The organism is Pseudarthrobacter sp. TE3704 (assembly GCF_056279405.1).
The window spans coordinates 642,747-660,571 of the sequence record NZ_JBWCCJ010000002.1 but is presented as its reverse complement, the minus strand read 5'-3'; the positions used below and the strand labels follow the sequence as shown (position 1 = coordinate 660,571).

Here is a 17,825-nt window from a genome sequence, read left to right as displayed (position 1 = left end):
GAGCGCGCGGGATATCCGGGGTAGCTAAGCTTTTGAAGCTTAGGGTGGCTGGGGTGCTTGCATATCTCTTGAGTGTTTGATTTGTGGCTTCGGGCTGGTTCGGAACGGGAAAACAGCTGCCGGTAAGCAGCGGTACCGGTGCCTTCACTGCGGGGCGAGCCGCTCGGGTGAACGTCCTGATGTGAGCCGCCGGGCTGAACTGGACGCCTTCCTTGGATGGCTGCTGGGCACCTCAAACCAATCAGCGGCAACCTCGTTCGGCACGGGCCGTTCTTTCCGGCGCCGCACCGCCTGGTGCTGGAACATCGCCCCCGAGATTCCGGTCACCGGTGAGGTCCATGACCAGATTCAGGTCGACGGGATCTATGTGGGCTCATGGTGCTGTTTGATCGCTGTGGCCGGGGATTACGTGCTGGGCTGGCAGTGGTGCGATACCGAGAAGAAGGCCGCGTGGGCTGCCCTGCTGGCCAGGTTTCCCGCCCCCACCGTCGTGGTCACCGATGGCGGCTCCGGGATCGCGGCGGCCCTGTCCGAATGCTGGAGTGAGACCGCGGTTCAGCGGTGCCTGGTGCACGTCCAACGGAACGTCCGGACCTACCTGACCGGCCGGCCCAGGACCGAGGCGGGCAAGGCGTTGCTGCGCCTCGGTCGGGCCCTGACCCGGATCACGACTGCGGCCGAAGCCGCCGCGTGGCTGGGCGGGTTGAATGACTGGCATCAGAGTCATGGGCATTTGGTCAAAGCCCGCACTTATCGCAGCGGCAGCGCCGTCGTGCCGGGCTGGGTCAGGGCGAATCAGGCATGGTGGTACACCCACGACCGGCTCCGTAAGGCCTACCGGCTCCTGGAACGGCTCAGTCAGGCCGGGACACTGTTCACCTACCTGCGCGCTGAGTTCGCCGGCCTGCAGATCGCCTCAACGACCAACCGCATCGAAGGCGGCACCAACGCCCAGCTCCGATTGCTGCTCCGGGCGCACCGGGGCATGAGCGAAGAGCACCGCAAACGCGCGATCGGGTGGTACCTCTACCTCCACAGCGAACAACCCCTGCCACCGGCCAAACTCATCAAAGCCAAGCACTACCGCCCGGCCAAGACCGAAGCCTTGACCACCGTCGACCAGGATCCCAAGCCCGAGCTTTACAGCGCTGGACTCAGCGCAGACGAAGGCCTCTGGCACCGCAAAGGATGGGCAGGACGCACCTGACACACCCGGGATTTACACACGTTTTGTCCTATAACCCCTTTTTTGTTGAGCCGTCAGTTGGGGACACAAACAAAACAGCCCCCGGCTTGCGTTTCCGCAAAGCCGGAGGCTGTTTTCCCAGTGGTGCACCCCCCGGGACTTGAACCCGGAACCCATTGATTAAGAGTCAATTGCTCTGCCAATTGAGCTAGAGGTGCATCTTTTTGTTTCAATCATTCGGGGCTTTTCTTTCCCCGTTGATCTCCGCAACGACATGAAACTCTACACGAACTTTTGGTGCATGTGAAATCGGCCGGCCATTCGGGTGGCTGATCATTCCGGCAGCGGCAAAATCCGCGCAAAATCAAGGGTCTGGTCGCCCGCAGGAAGCCGGAAACCTCCTTCAGGAGTCAAGATCCCGGCTCGGATCCACCCCTTCGCACGTGTGAAATGGGCCACAGGACGTACTGCTTCCTCCCCGCCCGGGAGGAAGCAGGGCGGGTTCGTCCTTGAGGTCAGGCCGTACCTGCTCCTAGAGGCGCCTGCGCCGTGGGGCGCGGAAGCCTGCCGCCTCCGCGTGGGCGGCTGATTCAAACCAGACATCAGCCCTGGCTTGTTCATAGTCCGGGTGCCCCTCCTCGTAATAGACCATGGCGCCGGCATCGGCCTTGACGCCGTAATCTGCCGGCCCGCTGCCGTCGGCACGCGCGGCCGCAGAGCCTGCCCCGTACGGTTCGTCGGCCGCGAGGTGGCCGGCAGCCTCCGGCGAGTGACCACGCGGGGCCGCCTCTTGTTCCGGCAGGTGGTCCGCCCCGGTCTCCACGAGGGCAGAGGACTGGGTGCGGTCCTGCATTTCCGCTGCGGCGGCACCGGCCGGGATGGTGCCGCCGGAAACGCCCGCAGCCTCTGGCCGGTCTGCTGAACGTCCGACGGCGGGGGCTGCCCCGCCGTCGTCGTCCGCTTCTTCCAAGGCGGCGGACTCGGCCCCGGGAAGCGTGGGGGCGTGCGGTTCCGTGTACTCGGGGTGATGGATCGGTGCTGCTTCCGCCACAGCGTCCTGTTGCGCCTCCGTCTTCTCTGCGACCGACTGCACTGGCGGGGTTGGATTGGTCCGGGCGGAGGGAGCGCCGCTGGCTTCGGACCACTGGGTTTCCCATTCGGCCTGGTCCTGGCGTCGGCGGTCGTCGCCGGGTCCCGCAGTCGCTGCACCAGCACCCGCATCCGCGGTCGCTGCGCCGGCTTCCGCCGTGCCGGCGGGGGAGGCTGCGGAGGACCCTGAACCTGTACGTTCAGGACGCGGTGCATCCACCGGGGCCGAGGTTTCTGCGGGCTCGTCCGCCGTGAGGGGCGCGGCGGGCTCGGCCGGCCGGCCAAAGCCCGCGGCTGTGGGAATTCCCGTGGTGCCGGCGGCCTCGGCCGACGCCGCGGCGCTGCCGCCGGAAAGTGCACCATCAGTGCGGGTTCCCCGGTCGCTGCGGGCGATGTTTGCTTGGCCGGCACTATTCCGGGCATCGGGGGATTTCTTGGCGTTCAGCCTCCACCACACAACACCTGCCAGTACAGCGAGCAGAATGATCAAGAAGACAGCTTCCATGGCAAGCCCTTCGGTCGGTTGGCAAGGTCCCTTGCCCCGACGGTACGTCGGGTCCACATCGCTGTCCAGCACTTTGACCGGCCTGGATGTCCCTCCGGGCGTCCCGCTGTGGTTCCCCGCCCGGGCAGCGAACCACGGCCTGATAGGTGGGCTGGAAAGCGGGCGTCCCGGTGACCTGCGCCACAGGAGCTGGTCGGCCCGGCGATGGGCATCTCATTATTCGAGATGAAAGTCCACTATCTGATCGAAATAATCTTGATTTTGCGCTTAACCGGAGCTTTACGGTCGTTGCGGCCCCGCGCGGAGCCATAGACTTTCCCCTATGAGTGACACCCAAATCGCAACCGAGAACAAGCCTGACATCAAACCCCGGAGCCGGGTCGTTACCGACGGAATCCACGCCGCGCCGGCACGTGGCATGTTCCGGGCGGTCGGCATGGGGGATGACGACTTCGCAAAGCCCCAGGTGGGTGTCGCCAGCTCATGGAACGAAATCACCCCCTGCAACCTTTCCCTGAACCGGCTTGCGCAGGGCGCCAAGGAAGGCGTCCACGCCGGCGGCGGTTTCCCCATGCAGTTCGGCACCATCTCCGTCTCGGACGGCATCTCCATGGGCCATGAGGGCATGCACTTCTCACTGGTCTCGCGCGAAGTCATTGCAGACTCCGTGGAGACCGTCATGCAGGCCGAGCGCATCGATGGTTCGGTGCTGCTGGCCGGCTGTGACAAGTCCCTGCCCGGCATGCTCATGGCCGCCGCCCGCCTGGACCTGTCCAGCGTGTTCCTTTACGCCGGCTCCATCATGCCCGGCTGGGTCAAGCTTGAGGACGGCTCCGAAAAGGAAGTCACCCTCATTGACGCCTTCGAGGCCGTCGGCGCCTGCGCCGCAGGCAAGATGAGCATGGAAGACCTGACCCGCATCGAAAAGGCCATTTGCCCGGGTGAAGGCGCCTGCGGCGGCATGTACACGGCCAACACCATGGCCTGCATCGGCGAGGCCCTCGGCATGTCCCTGCCGGGTTCCGCCGCCCCGCCCTCGGCAGACCGCCGTCGTGATGAATTCGCCCGCAAGTCCGGCGAGGCCGTGGTCAACCTGCTCCGCCTGGGCATCACCGCCCGGGACATCATGACCAAGAAGGCGTTCGAGAACGCCATTGCCGTCACCATGGCCTTCGGCGGCTCCACCAACGCCGTCCTGCACCTGCTGGCCATTGCCCGCGAAGCAGAGGTGGAGCTGACCCTCGATGACTTCAACCGCATCGGCGACAAGATTCCGCACCTGGGCGACCTGAAGCCGTTTGGCCGCTACGTGATGACCGACGTGGACAAGATCGGCGGCGTGCCGGTCATTATGCGAGCACTGCTCGACGCCGGCCTGCTGCACGGTGACTGCCTCACCGTCACGGGCAAGACCGTGGCGGAGAACCTCGAAGCCATCAACCCGCCGGACCTGGACGGCAAGATCCTGCGCGCATTGGACAACCCGATCCACAAGACCGGCGGCATCACCATCCTGCACGGCACCATGGCCCCCGAGGGCGCAGTGGTGAAGAGCGCAGGCTTCGACGCAGACGTCTTCGAAGGCACCGCCCGCGTCTTCGAGCGCGAACAGGGTGCCCTGGACGCACTGGACAACGGCCGCATCCACGCCGGCGATGTTGTGGTGATCCGCTACGAAGGACCCAAGGGCGGGCCGGGCATGCGCGAGATGCTTGCCATCACCGGCGCCATCAAGGGTGCGGGCCTCGGCAAGGACGTCCTGCTCCTCACCGACGGCCGGTTCTCCGGCGGCACCACGGGACTCTGCATCGGCCACGTCGCGCCCGAAGCGGTGGACGGCGGCCCCATCGCGTTCGTCAAGGACGGCGACCGCATCCGCGTGGACATCGCAGCGCGCAGCTTCGACCTGCTGGTGGACGAGGCTGAGCTCGAAGCCCGCAAGGTGGGCTGGGAGCCGCTGCCGGCCAGGTACACCAAGGGTGTGCTTGCCAAGTACGCCAAGCTGGTGCACAGCGCCAGCACCGGCGCCTATTGCGGCTAAGGCCTTCCCAAGGGATTCGGCGCGGGGCGCCGAATCCCTTGGGGCCCTCGGCCTTAGCCTTATTAAGCCCTGCCGCCTTTTGCGGTTGGCTACAGTAGGGCGGGCAGGGGTTGGTCCTGTACGCAGGATCAAAAGGTGGACAATGATGTCCACATGGTGAGATCGGGTAGCGGCTCGTTGACACGTATCTCACCAGAGGGAAAACTGAACGCATGACCTTCGTTACCGCCGGCACCGTCGTCGTCCTTACCAAGCGCGTGGCACATTAGCCTCCTCCGGTAACGAACCGTCACGCGCAAACCCCTCGAAGAGCCGCCAGGCTGAGGGGTTTTTTTATTTCCCGCTGTTTCCATGAACCACAGATGATCCACAAGGAAGAGTCCGATGAGCAAAGGATCGCCCATCAGCCCCTCGCTGATGGCTACCAAGTCCGCTGGAGCCACCAAGGCTCCGGAACGCGCCGACCGGACGGCTGACCATGCCGCCGTCGTCGCCGACCTTGCTGCCGTCTCTCCTGTCCTTGGGCCGAACAACGTTGTACCCCCAACGGTGATGACCGGCTCGCAAGCTATTGTCCGCTCGCTCGAAGAACTCGGCGTCGACGATATTTTCGGTTTGCCTGGTGGCGCGATCCTGCCCACCTACGACCCCTTGATGGCCTCCACCATGAACCACGTGCTGGTCCGTCACGAACAGGGAGCCGGCCACGCAGCGCAAGGCTACGCCATGGTCACCGGACGGGTTGGCGTCTGCATCGCCACCTCGGGCCCGGGCGCCACCAACCTCGTTACCGCCATCATGGATGCCCACATGGACTCCGTGCCGCTGGTAGCCATCACCGGCCAGGTGTCCAGCGGGGTGATCGGCACCGATGCTTTCCAGGAAGCCGACATCGTGGGCATCACCATGCCCATCACCAAGCATTCCTTCCTGGTGACCGATCCCAACGACATTCCGCATGTCATGGCTGAAGCATTCCACCTGGCGTCCACCGGCCGTCCCGGTCCCGTCCTGGTGGACGTCGCCAAGGACGCCCAGGTGGGGCAGATGACCTTCTCCTGGCCGCCCAAGGTGGACCTGCCCGGCTACCGGCCCGTCACCCGCGGCCACAACAAGCAGGTCCGCGAGGCCGCGAAGCTCATCGCCGCGTCCACCAAACCGGTCCTTTACGTCGGCGGCGGCGTGGTCAAGGCACACGCCAGCGCCGAACTGCTGGCCCTCGCCGAAGCCACCGGCGCCCCCGTGGTGACCACCCTGATGGCGAAGGGCGTCTTCCCGGACTCGCACCCGCAGCACGTCGGCATGCCCGGCATGCACGGAACCGTATCCGCCGTTACCGCGCTGCAGCAGGCCGACCTCCTGATCACCCTCGGCGCCCGCTTCGATGACCGCGTGACGGGCGTCCTCAAAACGTTTGCGCCGATGGCCAAGGTCATCCACGCCGACATTGACCCCGCCGAGATCTCCAAAAACCGCACCGCCGACGTTCCCATCGTGGGATCGGTGAAGGAAATCATCCCGGAACTGACCGAGGCGGTCCGTACGCAGTTCGACGCATCCGGTACGCCGGACCTCACCACCTGGTGGGCCTTCCTTAACAACCTCAAGGAAACCTATCCGCTGGGCTGGACCGAACCCGACGACGGGCTCAGCGCCCCGCAGCGGGTCATCGAACGCATCGGCGCCCTCACCGGCCCCGAAGGCGTGTACGTGGCAGGCGTGGGCCAGCACCAGATGTGGGCAGCGCAGTTCATCAAGTACGAGCGCCCGCACGCCTGGCTGAACTCCGGCGGCGCCGGGACCATGGGCTACGCCGTTCCGGCGGCCATGGGCGCCAAGGTGGGCGAACCGGACCGCGTGGTGTGGGCCATCGACGGCGACGGCTGCTTCCAGATGACCAACCAGGAATTGGCCACCTGCGCCATCAACAACATTCCCATCAAGGTTGCCGTCATCAACAACTCCTCGCTGGGCATGGTGCGCCAGTGGCAGACCCTGTTCTACGAGGGCCGCTACTCCAACACCGACCTCAACACCGGCCATGACACCGTCCGCATCCCGGACTTCGTCAAGCTGGGGGAGGCCTACGGCTGCGCCTCGTTCCGCTGCGAACGCGACGAGGACATCGACGCCACCATCCAGAAGGCCCTGGAGATCAACGACCGCCCCGTGGTCATCGACTTCGTGGTGAGCCCCAACTCCATGGTGTGGCCGATGGTGCCCGCCGGCGTGAGCAACGACCAGATCCAGGTTGCCCGCAACATGACCCCGGAATGGGAAGAAGAGGACTGACCATGAGCCGCCACACACTCTCCGTCCTGGTTGAAGACAAGCCCGGCGTCCTGACCCGCGTTGCGAGCCTCTTCGCCCGCCGCGCCTTCAACATCAACTCCCTGGCCGTCGGCCCCACCGAAGTCCCCGGCATCTCCCGGATGACCGTGGTGGTCGACGCCGACGGCGACCTGATCGAACAGGTCACCAAGCAGCTCAACAAACTGATCAACGTCATCAAGATCGTTGAGCTCACCCCCGAATCTTCCGTACAACGCGACCACATCCTGGTTAAAGTACGTGCGGATGCCGCAACACGCCTGCAGGTGACCCAGGCTGCAGACCTGTTCCGCGCCTCAGTGGTCGACGTCTCCACCGATTCCGTCGTCATTGAAGCAACCGGCCATCCCGAGAAGCTCACGGCACTGCTCTCAGTGCTGGAGCCCTTCGGCATCCGCGAAATCGTGCAGTCCGGCACCCTGGCCGTTGGACGGGGATCCCGCTCCATGAGTGACCGGGCGCTGCGCTCCGCCTAGGCGAATGCCCTGGCGGAACCACCGCCCGTAACCGCACCACCACACAACACCTATCTACACACCACTCAAGAGGAGTTACGCAAGTGACTGAAATGTTCTACGACGACGACGCCGACCTGTCGATCATCCAGGGCCGCAAGGTTGCCATCGTTGGCTACGGCTCACAGGGCCACGCCCACGCCCTCAACCTGCGCGATTCCGGCGTCGAGGTTGTCATCGCCCTCAAGGAGGGTTCGACGTCGACCGCCAAGGCCGAGGACGCAGGCTTCACGGTCAAGAACGTTGCCGACGCCGCCGAATGGGCCGACGTCATCATGATCCTGGCACCGGACCAGCACCAGCGCTCGATCTTCAACGACTCCATCAAGGACAAGCTGACCCCCGGCAAGGCACTGGCTTTCGCCCACGGCTTCAACATCCGCTTTGGCTACATCCAGGCACCGGAAGGCGTTGACGTCATCCTGGTGGCCCCGAAGGCTCCGGGCCACACCGTGCGCCGCGAATTCGAGGCCGGCCGCGGCATCCCCGACATCATCGCCGTCGAGCAGGATGCTTCCGGCGCCGCCTGGGACCTCGCCAAGTCCTACGCCAAGGCGATCGGCGGCACCCGCGCCGGCGTCATCAAGACCACCTTCACCGAAGAGACCGAAACCGACCTCTTCGGCGAGCAGACTGTCCTCTGCGGCGGCGTATCCCAGCTGGTCCAGTACGGCTTCGAGACCCTGACCGAAGCCGGCTACCAGCCGCAGATCGCCTACTTCGAGGTACTGCACGAGCTCAAGCTCATCGTCGACCTCATGTGGGAAGGCGGCATCGCTAAGCAGCGCTGGAGCGTTTCCGACACCGCAGAGTACGGAGACTACGTCTCCGGCCCCCGCGTCATCACCCCCGAGGTGAAGGAAAACATGAAGGCCGTCCTGGCCGACATCCAGTCCGGTGCCTTCGCCAAGCGGTTCATCGAGGACCAGGACAACGGCGGCGTCGAGTTCAAGGAACTGCGTGCCAAGGCTGAGCAGCACCCCATCGAGGGTGTTGGCCGCGAGCTGCGCTCCCTGTTCTCCTGGCAGCAGCAGGACGTGGACTACGTTGAAGGCTCCGCAGCCCGCTAAGGCTGCCGGTTCCTTTCCCCCCCCATAACGGGCAACGTGAGGCCGGGTTCACACTTAACAATGTGAGCCCGGCCTTTCCGTCGGCCTAGACTTGTTCCATCCCCAGGACTGCAACGCAGAGGATCAGCCGTGTCAAAACCCGTAGTACTGCTCGCCGAAGAACTTTCCCCCGCCACCGTCGAGGCCCTTGGCCCGGACTTTGAAATCCGCCAGACCGACGGCGCCGACCGTTCCCAGCTGCTCTCGGCGATCAGTGACGTTGACGCCATCCTGGTCCGCTCCGCGACCCAGGTCGATGCCGAGGCCATCGCGGCCGCCAAGAACCTGAAGGTCATCGCCCGCGCCGGCGTCGGACTGGACAACGTGGACATCAAGGCCGCCACCCAGGCCGGCGTCATGGTGGTTAACGCCCCCACGTCCAACATCGTCTCCGCCGCCGAACTCACCGTGGGCCACATCCTCAGCCTCGCCCGCCACATTCCGCAGGCCAGCGCCGCCCTTAAGGACGGCGAGTGGAAGCGCTCCAAGTACACCGGCATCGAACTGTTCGAGAAGAAGATCGGCATCATCGGCCTTGGCCGGATCGGCGCCCTGGTGGCAGCACGGCTCAAAGGCTTCGACACCAAGATCCTTGCGTACGATCCCTACATCACCTCCGCCCGCGCAGCGCAGCTCGGCGTGCAGCTGGTCACCCTGGACGAGCTCCTGGCCCAGTCCGACTTCATCACCATCCACATGCCCAAGACCCCGGAAACGGTGGGCATGCTTGGCGCCGCGGCGTTCAAGAAGATGAAGAATACTGCCTACGTGGTTAACGTTGCCCGCGGCGGACTCGTGGACGAGGAAGCCCTCTTCACTGCCCTGCAGGACGGCGAAATCGCCGGCGCCGGCGTGGACGTCTTCGCCAAGGAGCCCAGCACCGACCTGCCGTTCTTCAAGCTGGACAACGTGGTGGTGACCCCCCACCTCGGCGCTTCCACCGACGAAGCCCAGGAAAAGGCCGGCGTCTCTGTTGCCAAGTCCGTCCGCCTCGCCCTCGCCGGCGAACTGGTTCCCGACGCCGTCAACGTGGCCGGTGGCGTTATCGCCCCCGACGTGCGCCCGGGCATCCCGCTGATCGAAAAGCTGGGCCGCATCTTCACCGCGCTGACCCACGATTCCCTGACCCAGTTCGACGTGGAGGTGGCCGGCGAAATCTCGTCGCTCGACGTCAAGGTCCTGGAACTGGCAGCGTTGAAGGGCATCTTCGCCGACGTTGTGACCGAACAGGTCTCCTACGTCAACGCCCCGGTCATCGCCGAACAGCGCGGCATCAACGTCCGCCTAATCACCACCCCCGAAACCGAGTCCTACCGCAACGTCCTGACCCTGCGCGGTGCCCTCAGCGACGGCAGCCAGATCTCCGTGGCCGGCACCCTGACCGGCCCCAAGCAGATCCAGAAACTGGTGGGCATCAACGGCTTCGAAGTTGAAATCCCCATCAGCGAGCACCTGGTGGTGGTGGGTTACACGGACCGCCCGGGCGTCATTGGAACCATCGGTCACATCCTGGGCATGAACAACATCAACATTGCCGGCATGCAGGTGGCACGCCACGACCAGGGCGGCCAGGTACTCGCGCTGCTGACCATCGACAGCTCCGTGCCCCAGCAGGTCCTCGACGCCATCAAGGCCGGCATCGGTGCCGACATGGTCCGGGAAGTGGACCTGGAGGACTAACCCACGGTCCGCGAAACGCCGTCCCAACGGCCTCCGCTCGGCGCGTCCCGGCGGGGCCACGTATGATTGGCCGGTCTGCTTACAATGGCTGGGTCCTGCTTCAGGACCGGCCCGGCAGGCCGGCCAATACCTTTTGCACATCCGTCCTTAATCGTCCATGTCCGCGCCGGGCATGAACCGGTGTGCGCACGCAATCCAGGTTTCAGGGAGTTCAATGAACGCCGTCCAGAGGTTCATCAGAAGCAAAGTGCTGCTGTTGACCGCGGCCATCTTGATCGCAGCCATGTGCTTGTCGGTCCTCGTCCAAAGCCAGTCACAGGCTGCACTCAACAGGACCGTGGATGAAAATTCCCGGGGACTCTACGACGTCCTGGTCCAGGCGAAAGCGCCCTCCGGTGCGCTGCTGCAGCCCGAAATCGCCAACGGCACCGGTGGCATCAGCTTTGAACAACTGGACTCGATACGGAAGCTGTCCGGCACATCGGTTGCCGCCCCCATCAGTCTGGTCTCACGCGTCACGCAAAACCTTGAGTCCCCGCGCCTGGACGCCATGGACTACCTCGGCTACAACGCCGGGCTGGCCGGAACCGCCACGGCGGACCAGGCGGCCGGCGCCACGGCTCCGGACAAGTGGCCCGCGGCGGAGTCCGTGCTGAGCGACGAAACCAAGAAGTACCGCCTCACCGCCAGCGCCGTGAGTTCCGACGGCGTCTCCGAACAAACACTCTTCAAATCCACTGCCGAGGGAAGCCTTGGCAAGGCAAAGCTGGTCGAGGAAAAGGCCGCCGGCGGCAACAGCATCCGGATTGCCGCGCCCGAAGGCGAAACGGGCATCAAGTTCCCCGCACCGGCCGGCGGCTCCGAGCACAACCTCTTCAACCTGTCCGTGTCCCTGCCGCTGGCCCCCGAGGTTACGGAATCCGTGGTGGCCGTCGACCCCGCCGCGGAGCGTGCCCTGCTGGGCTCCTCCGGTGACTTCCTGGCCCCGCTGGAGAAGGCCCCGCCTGCCGACGCCCGCGATGCCGGAGCCATCGGACGCTACTTCGAAGGCCTCTTCACCAACGGCATAGGCCTCGACCAGCTCGAAGAAGGACCGGATTTCCTGGGCGTCAAGCTCAAGTACTGGGCACCCCTGATGACCCAGTACCAGCAGGCAAAGAGGACCGGCCAGCTGACCGCCGACTCCCAGGCCATTCCGCTGATTGTCCGCTCGGGCACCTCCCTGGACCTGACGTACAACGTCAAGATCGAAGAGATCGACGACGCCGGCAAGGTGGTCAAGGACGTCGGAACCGTCTCCCGTTCCCTGGACAAGGATTACCTGCCGTTCGTCTCCAAGGACCCCTTCGTCCTGTCCTGGCCCGGCTCCACGGACCACTCCTCACTCCTGGGCAGCACCGGCAACTTCAACCAGGGCCTTTACACCCCTGCCACCTGGAGCACCGACTTTGCCGCCGCCCCCAAATACACCGACGGCGAGGCCGCAGCCAACGGCGCCGTGGACAAGACCGCCGTTCCCGGCGAATGGGTAACCATCAACCGGTTGCCTGAAAAGAGCGCCAACGGAACACCCGTGGACCAGACCCAGCGCGAACCCGTGGATGAGCGTTCCTACCGGGAAAACCTGGCCACAGGGGAGCAGGTGGCAGCTCCGCTGGCCATGGTCTACGGAACCTTTGATCCCGCCGCTGTGGCAGAGGCCGCCGGCGACGTCAACAAGCTGCCCCTTGGCGGCTACGACCCCACTCCGTTCACCCTGGTCAAGGATGCCGAGGGCAAGGACGTGCCCGCCACCGAGCTGGAACCCTCCCTGAGCGCCACCGGCCTCGCCAGCCAGTCTGCCGGTGCGATCACCGACTACTACGGTCTGGCTGCCGCCCGCGGCTACACGGACAACGCGGACGTCATCGACGCCATCCGTGTCCGTGCCAAGGCGCCGGGCAGCTGGAAGGAAGCCCAGCCCGAGGTGGAAAAGCTCGCCAACGACATCCGCGCGATGGGCCTCGAAGCCACCATCGTGGCCGGCTCCGCACGTGAGGACGCCAGCATCTTCGTCCCCGGATATTCCAAGGACGACGCCGGCAAGGAATCTGCCCTGGGCACCGTCCAGCAGTCCTGGGTCCGGCAGAATGCAGCGGAGGCGGTCACCGGATCGCTGTCGGGAACCAACATCACCCTGCTCTTCCTGACCCTGTGCGGTGCCGCCCTGCTGACCGGCGCGTCAACAGTGAGCTACATCCGCAAGCGGCGAAGCGAAGCCGGCACCCTCCGGGCCATGGGCTGGACGCAGCGGCGGATCCGCAGCTGGGTGCTGGAGGAATTCGGCGTGGGAGCCGTGCTGCTGGCAGTGGCCGGCATCGTGCTCAGCCTGCTCAGCTGGAGCCTGGCCACCGCCCTGGTGTGCGTTGCCGTCCTGGTGCTCTACGCAGGCGCTGCCCTCTTCGCAGCCCAGCAGCTCCGCCACCGCGACGTCATCGACCAGGAGCCGCAGCACGACGAGCGGCTAATTCCTGTGGACTCGCCGCTGACTTTCGCCAACCGGCAGCTGGGCACCAACAAGTTCAATACGCTGTCCCTGGCCGTCGCCGTCGGCGTGTTCGGTGCCGCTGTGGGCGGGCTGATCGCCCTGCTGATCGACATCCCCCGCGCGGCCGGCGCCAGCGCCCTGAGCGGGCTGGCCGCCGCCAGCGTCGCGCTGCCGAGCATCCTCCTGGCACTCGCCGGGGTTGTGGTGGGATTGGTGCTGACACTGGTCACCGGCCGGTTTGAGCTCAACGCCAAGCGCCAGTACCTGGGCATCCTTGAGGCGATGGGATGGAACCCGGACATGCTCCGCCAGGTCCGGCTCTTCGAGAACGCGCTGGTAGGAACCGTGGCCCTGCCGCTGGGCGTGCTGGGCGCCCTGGGCATCGGCCTCCTGCTGGCACCCTATGCCGCATTGTGGGCAGGCGTTGCCGGCCTCGTGGCTGTACTTTGCTGGATACCGATTGCAACGAAAGTGGTCCAATGACAAACCCGACCAATGTCCAGCGGAGCCGCCGGGGCGGCTCCGGCGAGGTTCCCCTGCAGACCCGCGCCAACACCATCGTCAAGGAGGCTGACCACGCCACCCCGCTGGAGCTGAGCGACATCACCATCCGCTACGGCGGCGGCAAGGGCGGTGCTGAAGCCGTCAGCGTTGTGGAAGGCTTCGACCTCACCCTGCACGCCGGCGAGATGCACTGCGTCGCAGGCCGAAGCGGCTCCGGCAAGACCAGCATCCTGACCGTCGGCGCGGGACTCACGCTGCCGACGTCGGGACGCGTCTTCTGGGAAGGCGATTCCCTGGAAAGCATGGGCGATGACGAAATCGCGGACCGCCGTCGTGCGCTGATCGGATACGTGGACCAGGGCGGGGCCCTGATCGACGGTATGAGCGCCCTCGAAAACGTGCTCCTGCCGGCCGTTCCCGACGGTGAAGTGGACCAGCGGCGGGACATGGCCAAGGACCTGCTGGACCTCGTGGGCCTGGGCCGCCGGATGCGGCACCGCCCCGCCCAGCTGTCCGGCGGCGAACGCCAGCGCGTGGCCATCGCCCGGGCCCTGATCCTGGGCACCAGGGTTTTGGTAGTGGACGAGCCGACCGCCAGCCTTGACCGCGCATCCGCCAACCGCATTATCAGTATCCTGAAAGACACCACGTCCGATGGAATCGCCGTCCTGGTGGCGTCGCACGACCACGAACTGGTCCGGCTCAGCGATTCCCTGACTGAACTGATCTAGCCCGCCCCTCCGCACCGAAGGTACCGTCCGCACGTGACTGCTTCAGAGAAAACGCCGTTCTACATCACCACGGCCATCACCTACCCCAACGGCGTGCCGCACATCGGCCACGCCTACGAGTACATTGCCACCGATGCCATGGCCCGCTTCAAGCGGCTGGACGGCTTTGACGTGATGTTCCTGACCGGCACGGACGAGCACGGCATGAAGATCGCTCAGACGGCCGAGAAGGAGGGCATCACGCCCAAGGAGCTGGTGGACCGCAACGCGGAGGTGTACAAAGCGGCGCATTCCGCCCTGGGCATCACGTACGACCGCTTCATCCGCACCACGGACGAGGACCACTACGCCGCGTCGCAGGCCATCTGGAAAAAGATGGAAGCTAAGGGCGACATCTACCTGTCGAAGTATGAGGGCTGGTACTCCGTCCGGGACGAGGCCTACTACGGTGAGGATGACACCGTGGTCAAGGACGACGGCGTGCGCTACTCGAAAGAGACCGACACCGAGGTGACCTGGACGGCAGAGGAGAGCTACTTCTTCCGGCTCTCCGCCTACCAGGACCGGCTCCTGGCCCTCTACGAGGCGCAGCCGGAGTTCGGCGCACCCCAGTCCCGGTTCAACGAGGTGATCAGCTTCGTCCGCCGCGGGCTGGAGGACCTGTCCATCAGCCGCACCACGTTCGACTGGGGCGTTCCCGTTCCCGGCAACGACAAACACGTCATGTACGTGTGGGTGGACGCGCTCACGAACTACCTCACGGGCGTTGGCTACCCGGACGTCGATTCTGAGAAGTTCCGTAAGTACTGGCCGGCCGACGTCCACGTGATCGGCAAGGACATCTCCCGATTCCATGCCATCTACTGGCCTGCGTTCCTGATGAGCGCGGACCTGGAATTGCCCAAGCGGGTGATGATCCACGGCTTCCTGCACAACAACGGCGTCAAGATGTCCAAGTCCCTCGGCAACGTGGTGGCTCCCGCGGATTTCGTGGCGCAGTATGGCCTGGACCAGGTGCGCTTCTTCTTCCTCCGCGAGGTTCCCTTCGGCGCTGACGGAAGCTACAACCACGAGGCCATCGTGGGACGGATGAACTCCGATCTTGCCAACAACTTCGGCAACCTCGCTCAGCGTTCGCTGTCCATGGTGGCGAAGAACTGCGGCGGCGCGGTTCCCGCCCCAGGTGCCTTTACGGCCGCGGATACCGCCATCCTGGAACAGGCGGGCGGCCTCCTCGAAACTGCCCGGGCTGCCTTCGAGAAGCAGGAATTCAGCCGGGCGCTGGAAGCCATCTGGACTGTCCTGGGCGATACCAATGCCTACTTTGCCGAGCAGGCGCCCTGGGTGCTGCGGAAGACCGACGTCGAACGCATGAACACCGTGCTGTACGTGACGCTTGAGGTACTCCGGATTGTGTCCATCCTGGCACAGCCGGTGATGCCCACCGCTACGGCCGCGCTCTTGGACACCCTGGGCCAGCCCGAAGGGGAAGCCCGCCAGTTTGCGGCCATCAGTACCCCGATCGTTGCCGGGACTGCCCTGCCTGCCCCGGCACCGGTGTTCCCGAAGTACGAAGAGCCTGCGGAAGCCTAAGCAGAATGCCCGGCTCCGGAAGGTCCGGGCAGGTATCTTTCCCGTCGCGGAGTAGTCCGGCGGTTCGAACACAGGTAATTCCTACTCGGGACTCTCCGCCCCGACTTCCATAGCCTGAACGGGTTAGCAAACTGACAGTTCGCATCTGGGAGAACCGTCGCCCCGATGCTGTCTGTTTGCCTTGTGACCCGTCAGGTTGGGGCGGTCGTGTTCTCCCGTACGTCTTGCAGTTTGAAGCAGACTATGGACGGAGACGGAAAAAATGCAACGGATCCTAGCCGCACTCGGGGTCACAGGCCTCGCCCTTCTAGGCGCGTCAGCCACAGCCGTGGCCTCGCCGCCGGAATCATCCGGCGGTGACGGGAAGATCACCATCTGTCACGCGACGGGCTCAGATACGAACCCCTACGTGTCGGTCACCATGAGCCTCAACGCACTCAAAGCCCACCTGGGCCACCAGCACAATGAGGACATCATTCCGGCCAACAGCATGCTGCCTGCAGGCCAAAACCTCCACAAGGTGGACTGGTGGAATGCCGGCTGCGCCAAGCCGGGCGGAACCCCGCATGAGGACAACGACAAGAAAATCACCATCTGCCACGCGACGGGATCGGCGTCGAATCCCTACGTGGTCATCACCATCGCTCTGCAGGGCCTCAACGGCCACGCCGGTGACCACCACCAGCACACCGAGGACATCATCCCGCCCAACCATGGGAAGGTAATCCCCGCGGGGCAGAACTGGACTGACGACGGGAAAGCCACGTACAACAACGGGTGCGTTCCCACGAAGGCACCGCCCGTAGTCCCGCCCGTGGTTCCACCTGCCGTAGTTCCACCGGTGGTTCCACCTGCCGTAGTGCCGCCGGTGGTCGTACCTCCGGCCGGTGCTGTGATTCCTGCCCCGGCGCCGGCCGGGGCTGTCGTTGGAGGCGGCGCAGTGACCGCGGTCAACGAGGGATTCAACGTACAGACTGCGGTGTCTGACGCGGATCCGGGGATGGCTCCCTGGCTCGGAGGCGTGGCCGCCCTGCTGCTCGCCGGGGGTGCCATTGCAGCACGGAAAACCATGGCAGGCGGCGGCCGCCATGGTGAAGCCCGCAGTTAGCACGCCGGCTGGCCTGCCGTCGGCAAGACGCTGAATGATGCGCACGGCGCCGTGCCCCGAAACTGGCACGGCGCCGTGTGCCTTTAACAACCGGTGCCTTTAACACTGCGCCTTCAACTGCTCCCTGATGCCTTTGTTCGAATTGACCGAAGCCCGAGGTGCCCGTGAACGAACCCGGCCCAGCCACTACCCATCACAAAGTAGGTCCTGCCGCCCGGAAAAGGATCCGATGGCACGCGCCGCGCCTTCGCTTTATCGCTGCCCTGGGCCTGCTCACCGCGCTGGGCTGCCTGATGTTCCTGTTGCTGCCGGCACTGGTAAATATGGGAGGCGGCAGCGTCCAGCCTGGCGGCCACCCGTCCCTGGCTTCGGCACCGCCGTCGTCGACGGGTTCCGGAACGGCCCCGGAATCCCCGGCGGCCCTGCTGCCTGCCGACATGCCGGCGGCCGTTCCCGCCTGGCCGCCCGCGGCGCCTCCGCAACGGCTGGTTTACCCGTCCGCGGACATTGACGTGGTGGTTCATCCCTTGGATCCGAGCGACGACGACAAGGAACGCCGGACCATCATTCCGCCTCCCACCATGGACGGATACTGGCTAACGCCATACGGTGCACCGGGAGCCGGCTCGACCAATACCACCTACGTGGTGGGCCACAGCTGGCAGGACCGTGAGGCGCCCTTCAACCGCCTCAGCAGCCGGGCCACTGCCGGCGACCTGCTCACCGTAGCCACCGGTAGCGGCGAACTCGGCTACCGTGTTGAATCGGTCACCACTTACGAAAAATCCAGCCTTAAGGACAGCGCTATTTGGGACGTTGCTCCCAACAGGCTGGTTCTTATTTCCTGCTACACGGATGACCTCTGGGGAACCAACGTCGTCGTTGTGGCCTCGCCCGCATATTGAG

General features: G+C 65.1%; 12 protein-coding genes and 1 tRNA gene. 11 read left to right on the top strand and 2 right to left on the bottom strand.

Annotated elements, in window-relative coordinates; all coding sequences use genetic code 11:
• Nucleotides 1–76 precede the first annotated feature (76 nt).
• The gene (locus ACZ9BC_RS07060) at nt 77–1,207 is read left to right on the top strand and encodes an IS1249 family transposase (RefSeq protein WP_476245299.1); all 1,131 of its coding nucleotides are present in this window, start codon (nt 77–79) and stop codon (nt 1,205–1,207) included.
• 121 nt (nt 1,208–1,328) lie between these two features.
• Here ACZ9BC_RS07060 and ACZ9BC_RS07055 read toward each other — a convergent pair.
• Both ACZ9BC_RS07055 and ACZ9BC_RS07050 read right to left on the bottom strand, forming a co-directional pair.
• A tRNA-Lys gene (locus ACZ9BC_RS07055) sits at nt 1,329–1,404 on the bottom strand.
• 314 nt (nt 1,405–1,718) lie between these two features.
• The gene (locus ACZ9BC_RS07050; protein ID WP_476245298.1) at nt 1,719–2,780 is read right to left on the bottom strand and encodes a sunset domain-containing protein; all 1,062 of its coding nucleotides are present in this window, start codon (nt 2,778–2,780) and stop codon (nt 1,719–1,721) included.
• A 322-nt stretch (nt 2,781–3,102) separates the two neighbouring features.
• Between ACZ9BC_RS07050 and ilvD the strand changes: the two genes are divergently transcribed.
• From ilvD to ACZ9BC_RS07000, 10 genes are all read left to right on the top strand, one after another.
• Entirely contained in the window at nt 3,103–4,821 is a 1,719-nt protein-coding gene (gene ilvD / locus ACZ9BC_RS07045) for a dihydroxy-acid dehydratase (protein WP_476245297.1), read from the top strand.
• Nucleotides 4,822–5,205: 384 nt separating this feature from the next.
• Nucleotides 5,206–7,113, top strand: coding sequence for an acetolactate synthase large subunit (locus ACZ9BC_RS07040; RefSeq protein WP_476245296.1), 1,908 nt, complete (start codon nt 5,206–5,208; stop codon nt 7,111–7,113).
• Between the two features lie 2 nt (nt 7,114–7,115).
• Nucleotides 7,116–7,628: an acetolactate synthase small subunit gene (gene ilvN / locus ACZ9BC_RS07035; protein ID WP_079597732.1), complete on the top strand. Its 513-nt coding sequence runs from the start codon at nt 7,116–7,118 to the stop codon at nt 7,626–7,628.
• 83 nt (nt 7,629–7,711) lie between these two features.
• Nucleotides 7,712–8,737 (top strand): ketol-acid reductoisomerase, encoded by a 1,026-nt coding sequence (gene ilvC / locus ACZ9BC_RS07030; protein WP_476245295.1) that lies wholly within the window; start codon nt 7,712–7,714, stop codon nt 8,735–8,737.
• Nucleotides 8,738–8,866: 129 nt separating this feature from the next.
• Entirely contained in the window at nt 8,867–10,456 is a 1,590-nt protein-coding gene (gene serA, locus ACZ9BC_RS07025; RefSeq protein ID WP_476245294.1) for a phosphoglycerate dehydrogenase, read from the top strand.
• A gap of 214 nt (nt 10,457–10,670) precedes the next feature.
• Nucleotides 10,671–13,466, top strand: a complete 2,796-nt coding sequence (locus tag ACZ9BC_RS07020) for an ABC transporter permease (protein ID WP_476245293.1) — start codon at nt 10,671–10,673, stop codon at nt 13,464–13,466.
• The gene (locus ACZ9BC_RS07015) at nt 13,463–14,218 is read left to right on the top strand and encodes an ABC transporter ATP-binding protein (RefSeq protein ID WP_079597736.1); all 756 of its coding nucleotides are present in this window, start codon (nt 13,463–13,465) and stop codon (nt 14,216–14,218) included. The genes ACZ9BC_RS07020 and ACZ9BC_RS07015 overlap by 4 nt, the downstream gene beginning before the upstream one ends.
• Before the next feature lie 33 nt (nt 14,219–14,251).
• The gene (metG, locus tag ACZ9BC_RS07010) at nt 14,252–15,811 is read left to right on the top strand and encodes a methionine--tRNA ligase (RefSeq protein ID WP_476245292.1); all 1,560 of its coding nucleotides are present in this window, start codon (nt 14,252–14,254) and stop codon (nt 15,809–15,811) included.
• Between the two features lie 262 nt (nt 15,812–16,073).
• Nucleotides 16,074–16,919, top strand: a complete 846-nt coding sequence (locus ACZ9BC_RS07005) for a hypothetical protein (RefSeq protein ID WP_476245291.1) — start codon at nt 16,074–16,076, stop codon at nt 16,917–16,919.
• Nucleotides 16,920–17,083: 164 nt separating this feature from the next.
• The gene (locus tag ACZ9BC_RS07000) at nt 17,084–17,824 is read left to right on the top strand and encodes a class F sortase (RefSeq protein WP_476245290.1); all 741 of its coding nucleotides are present in this window, start codon (nt 17,084–17,086) and stop codon (nt 17,822–17,824) included.
• The last annotated feature ends 1 nt before the right edge of the window (nt 17,825 follow it).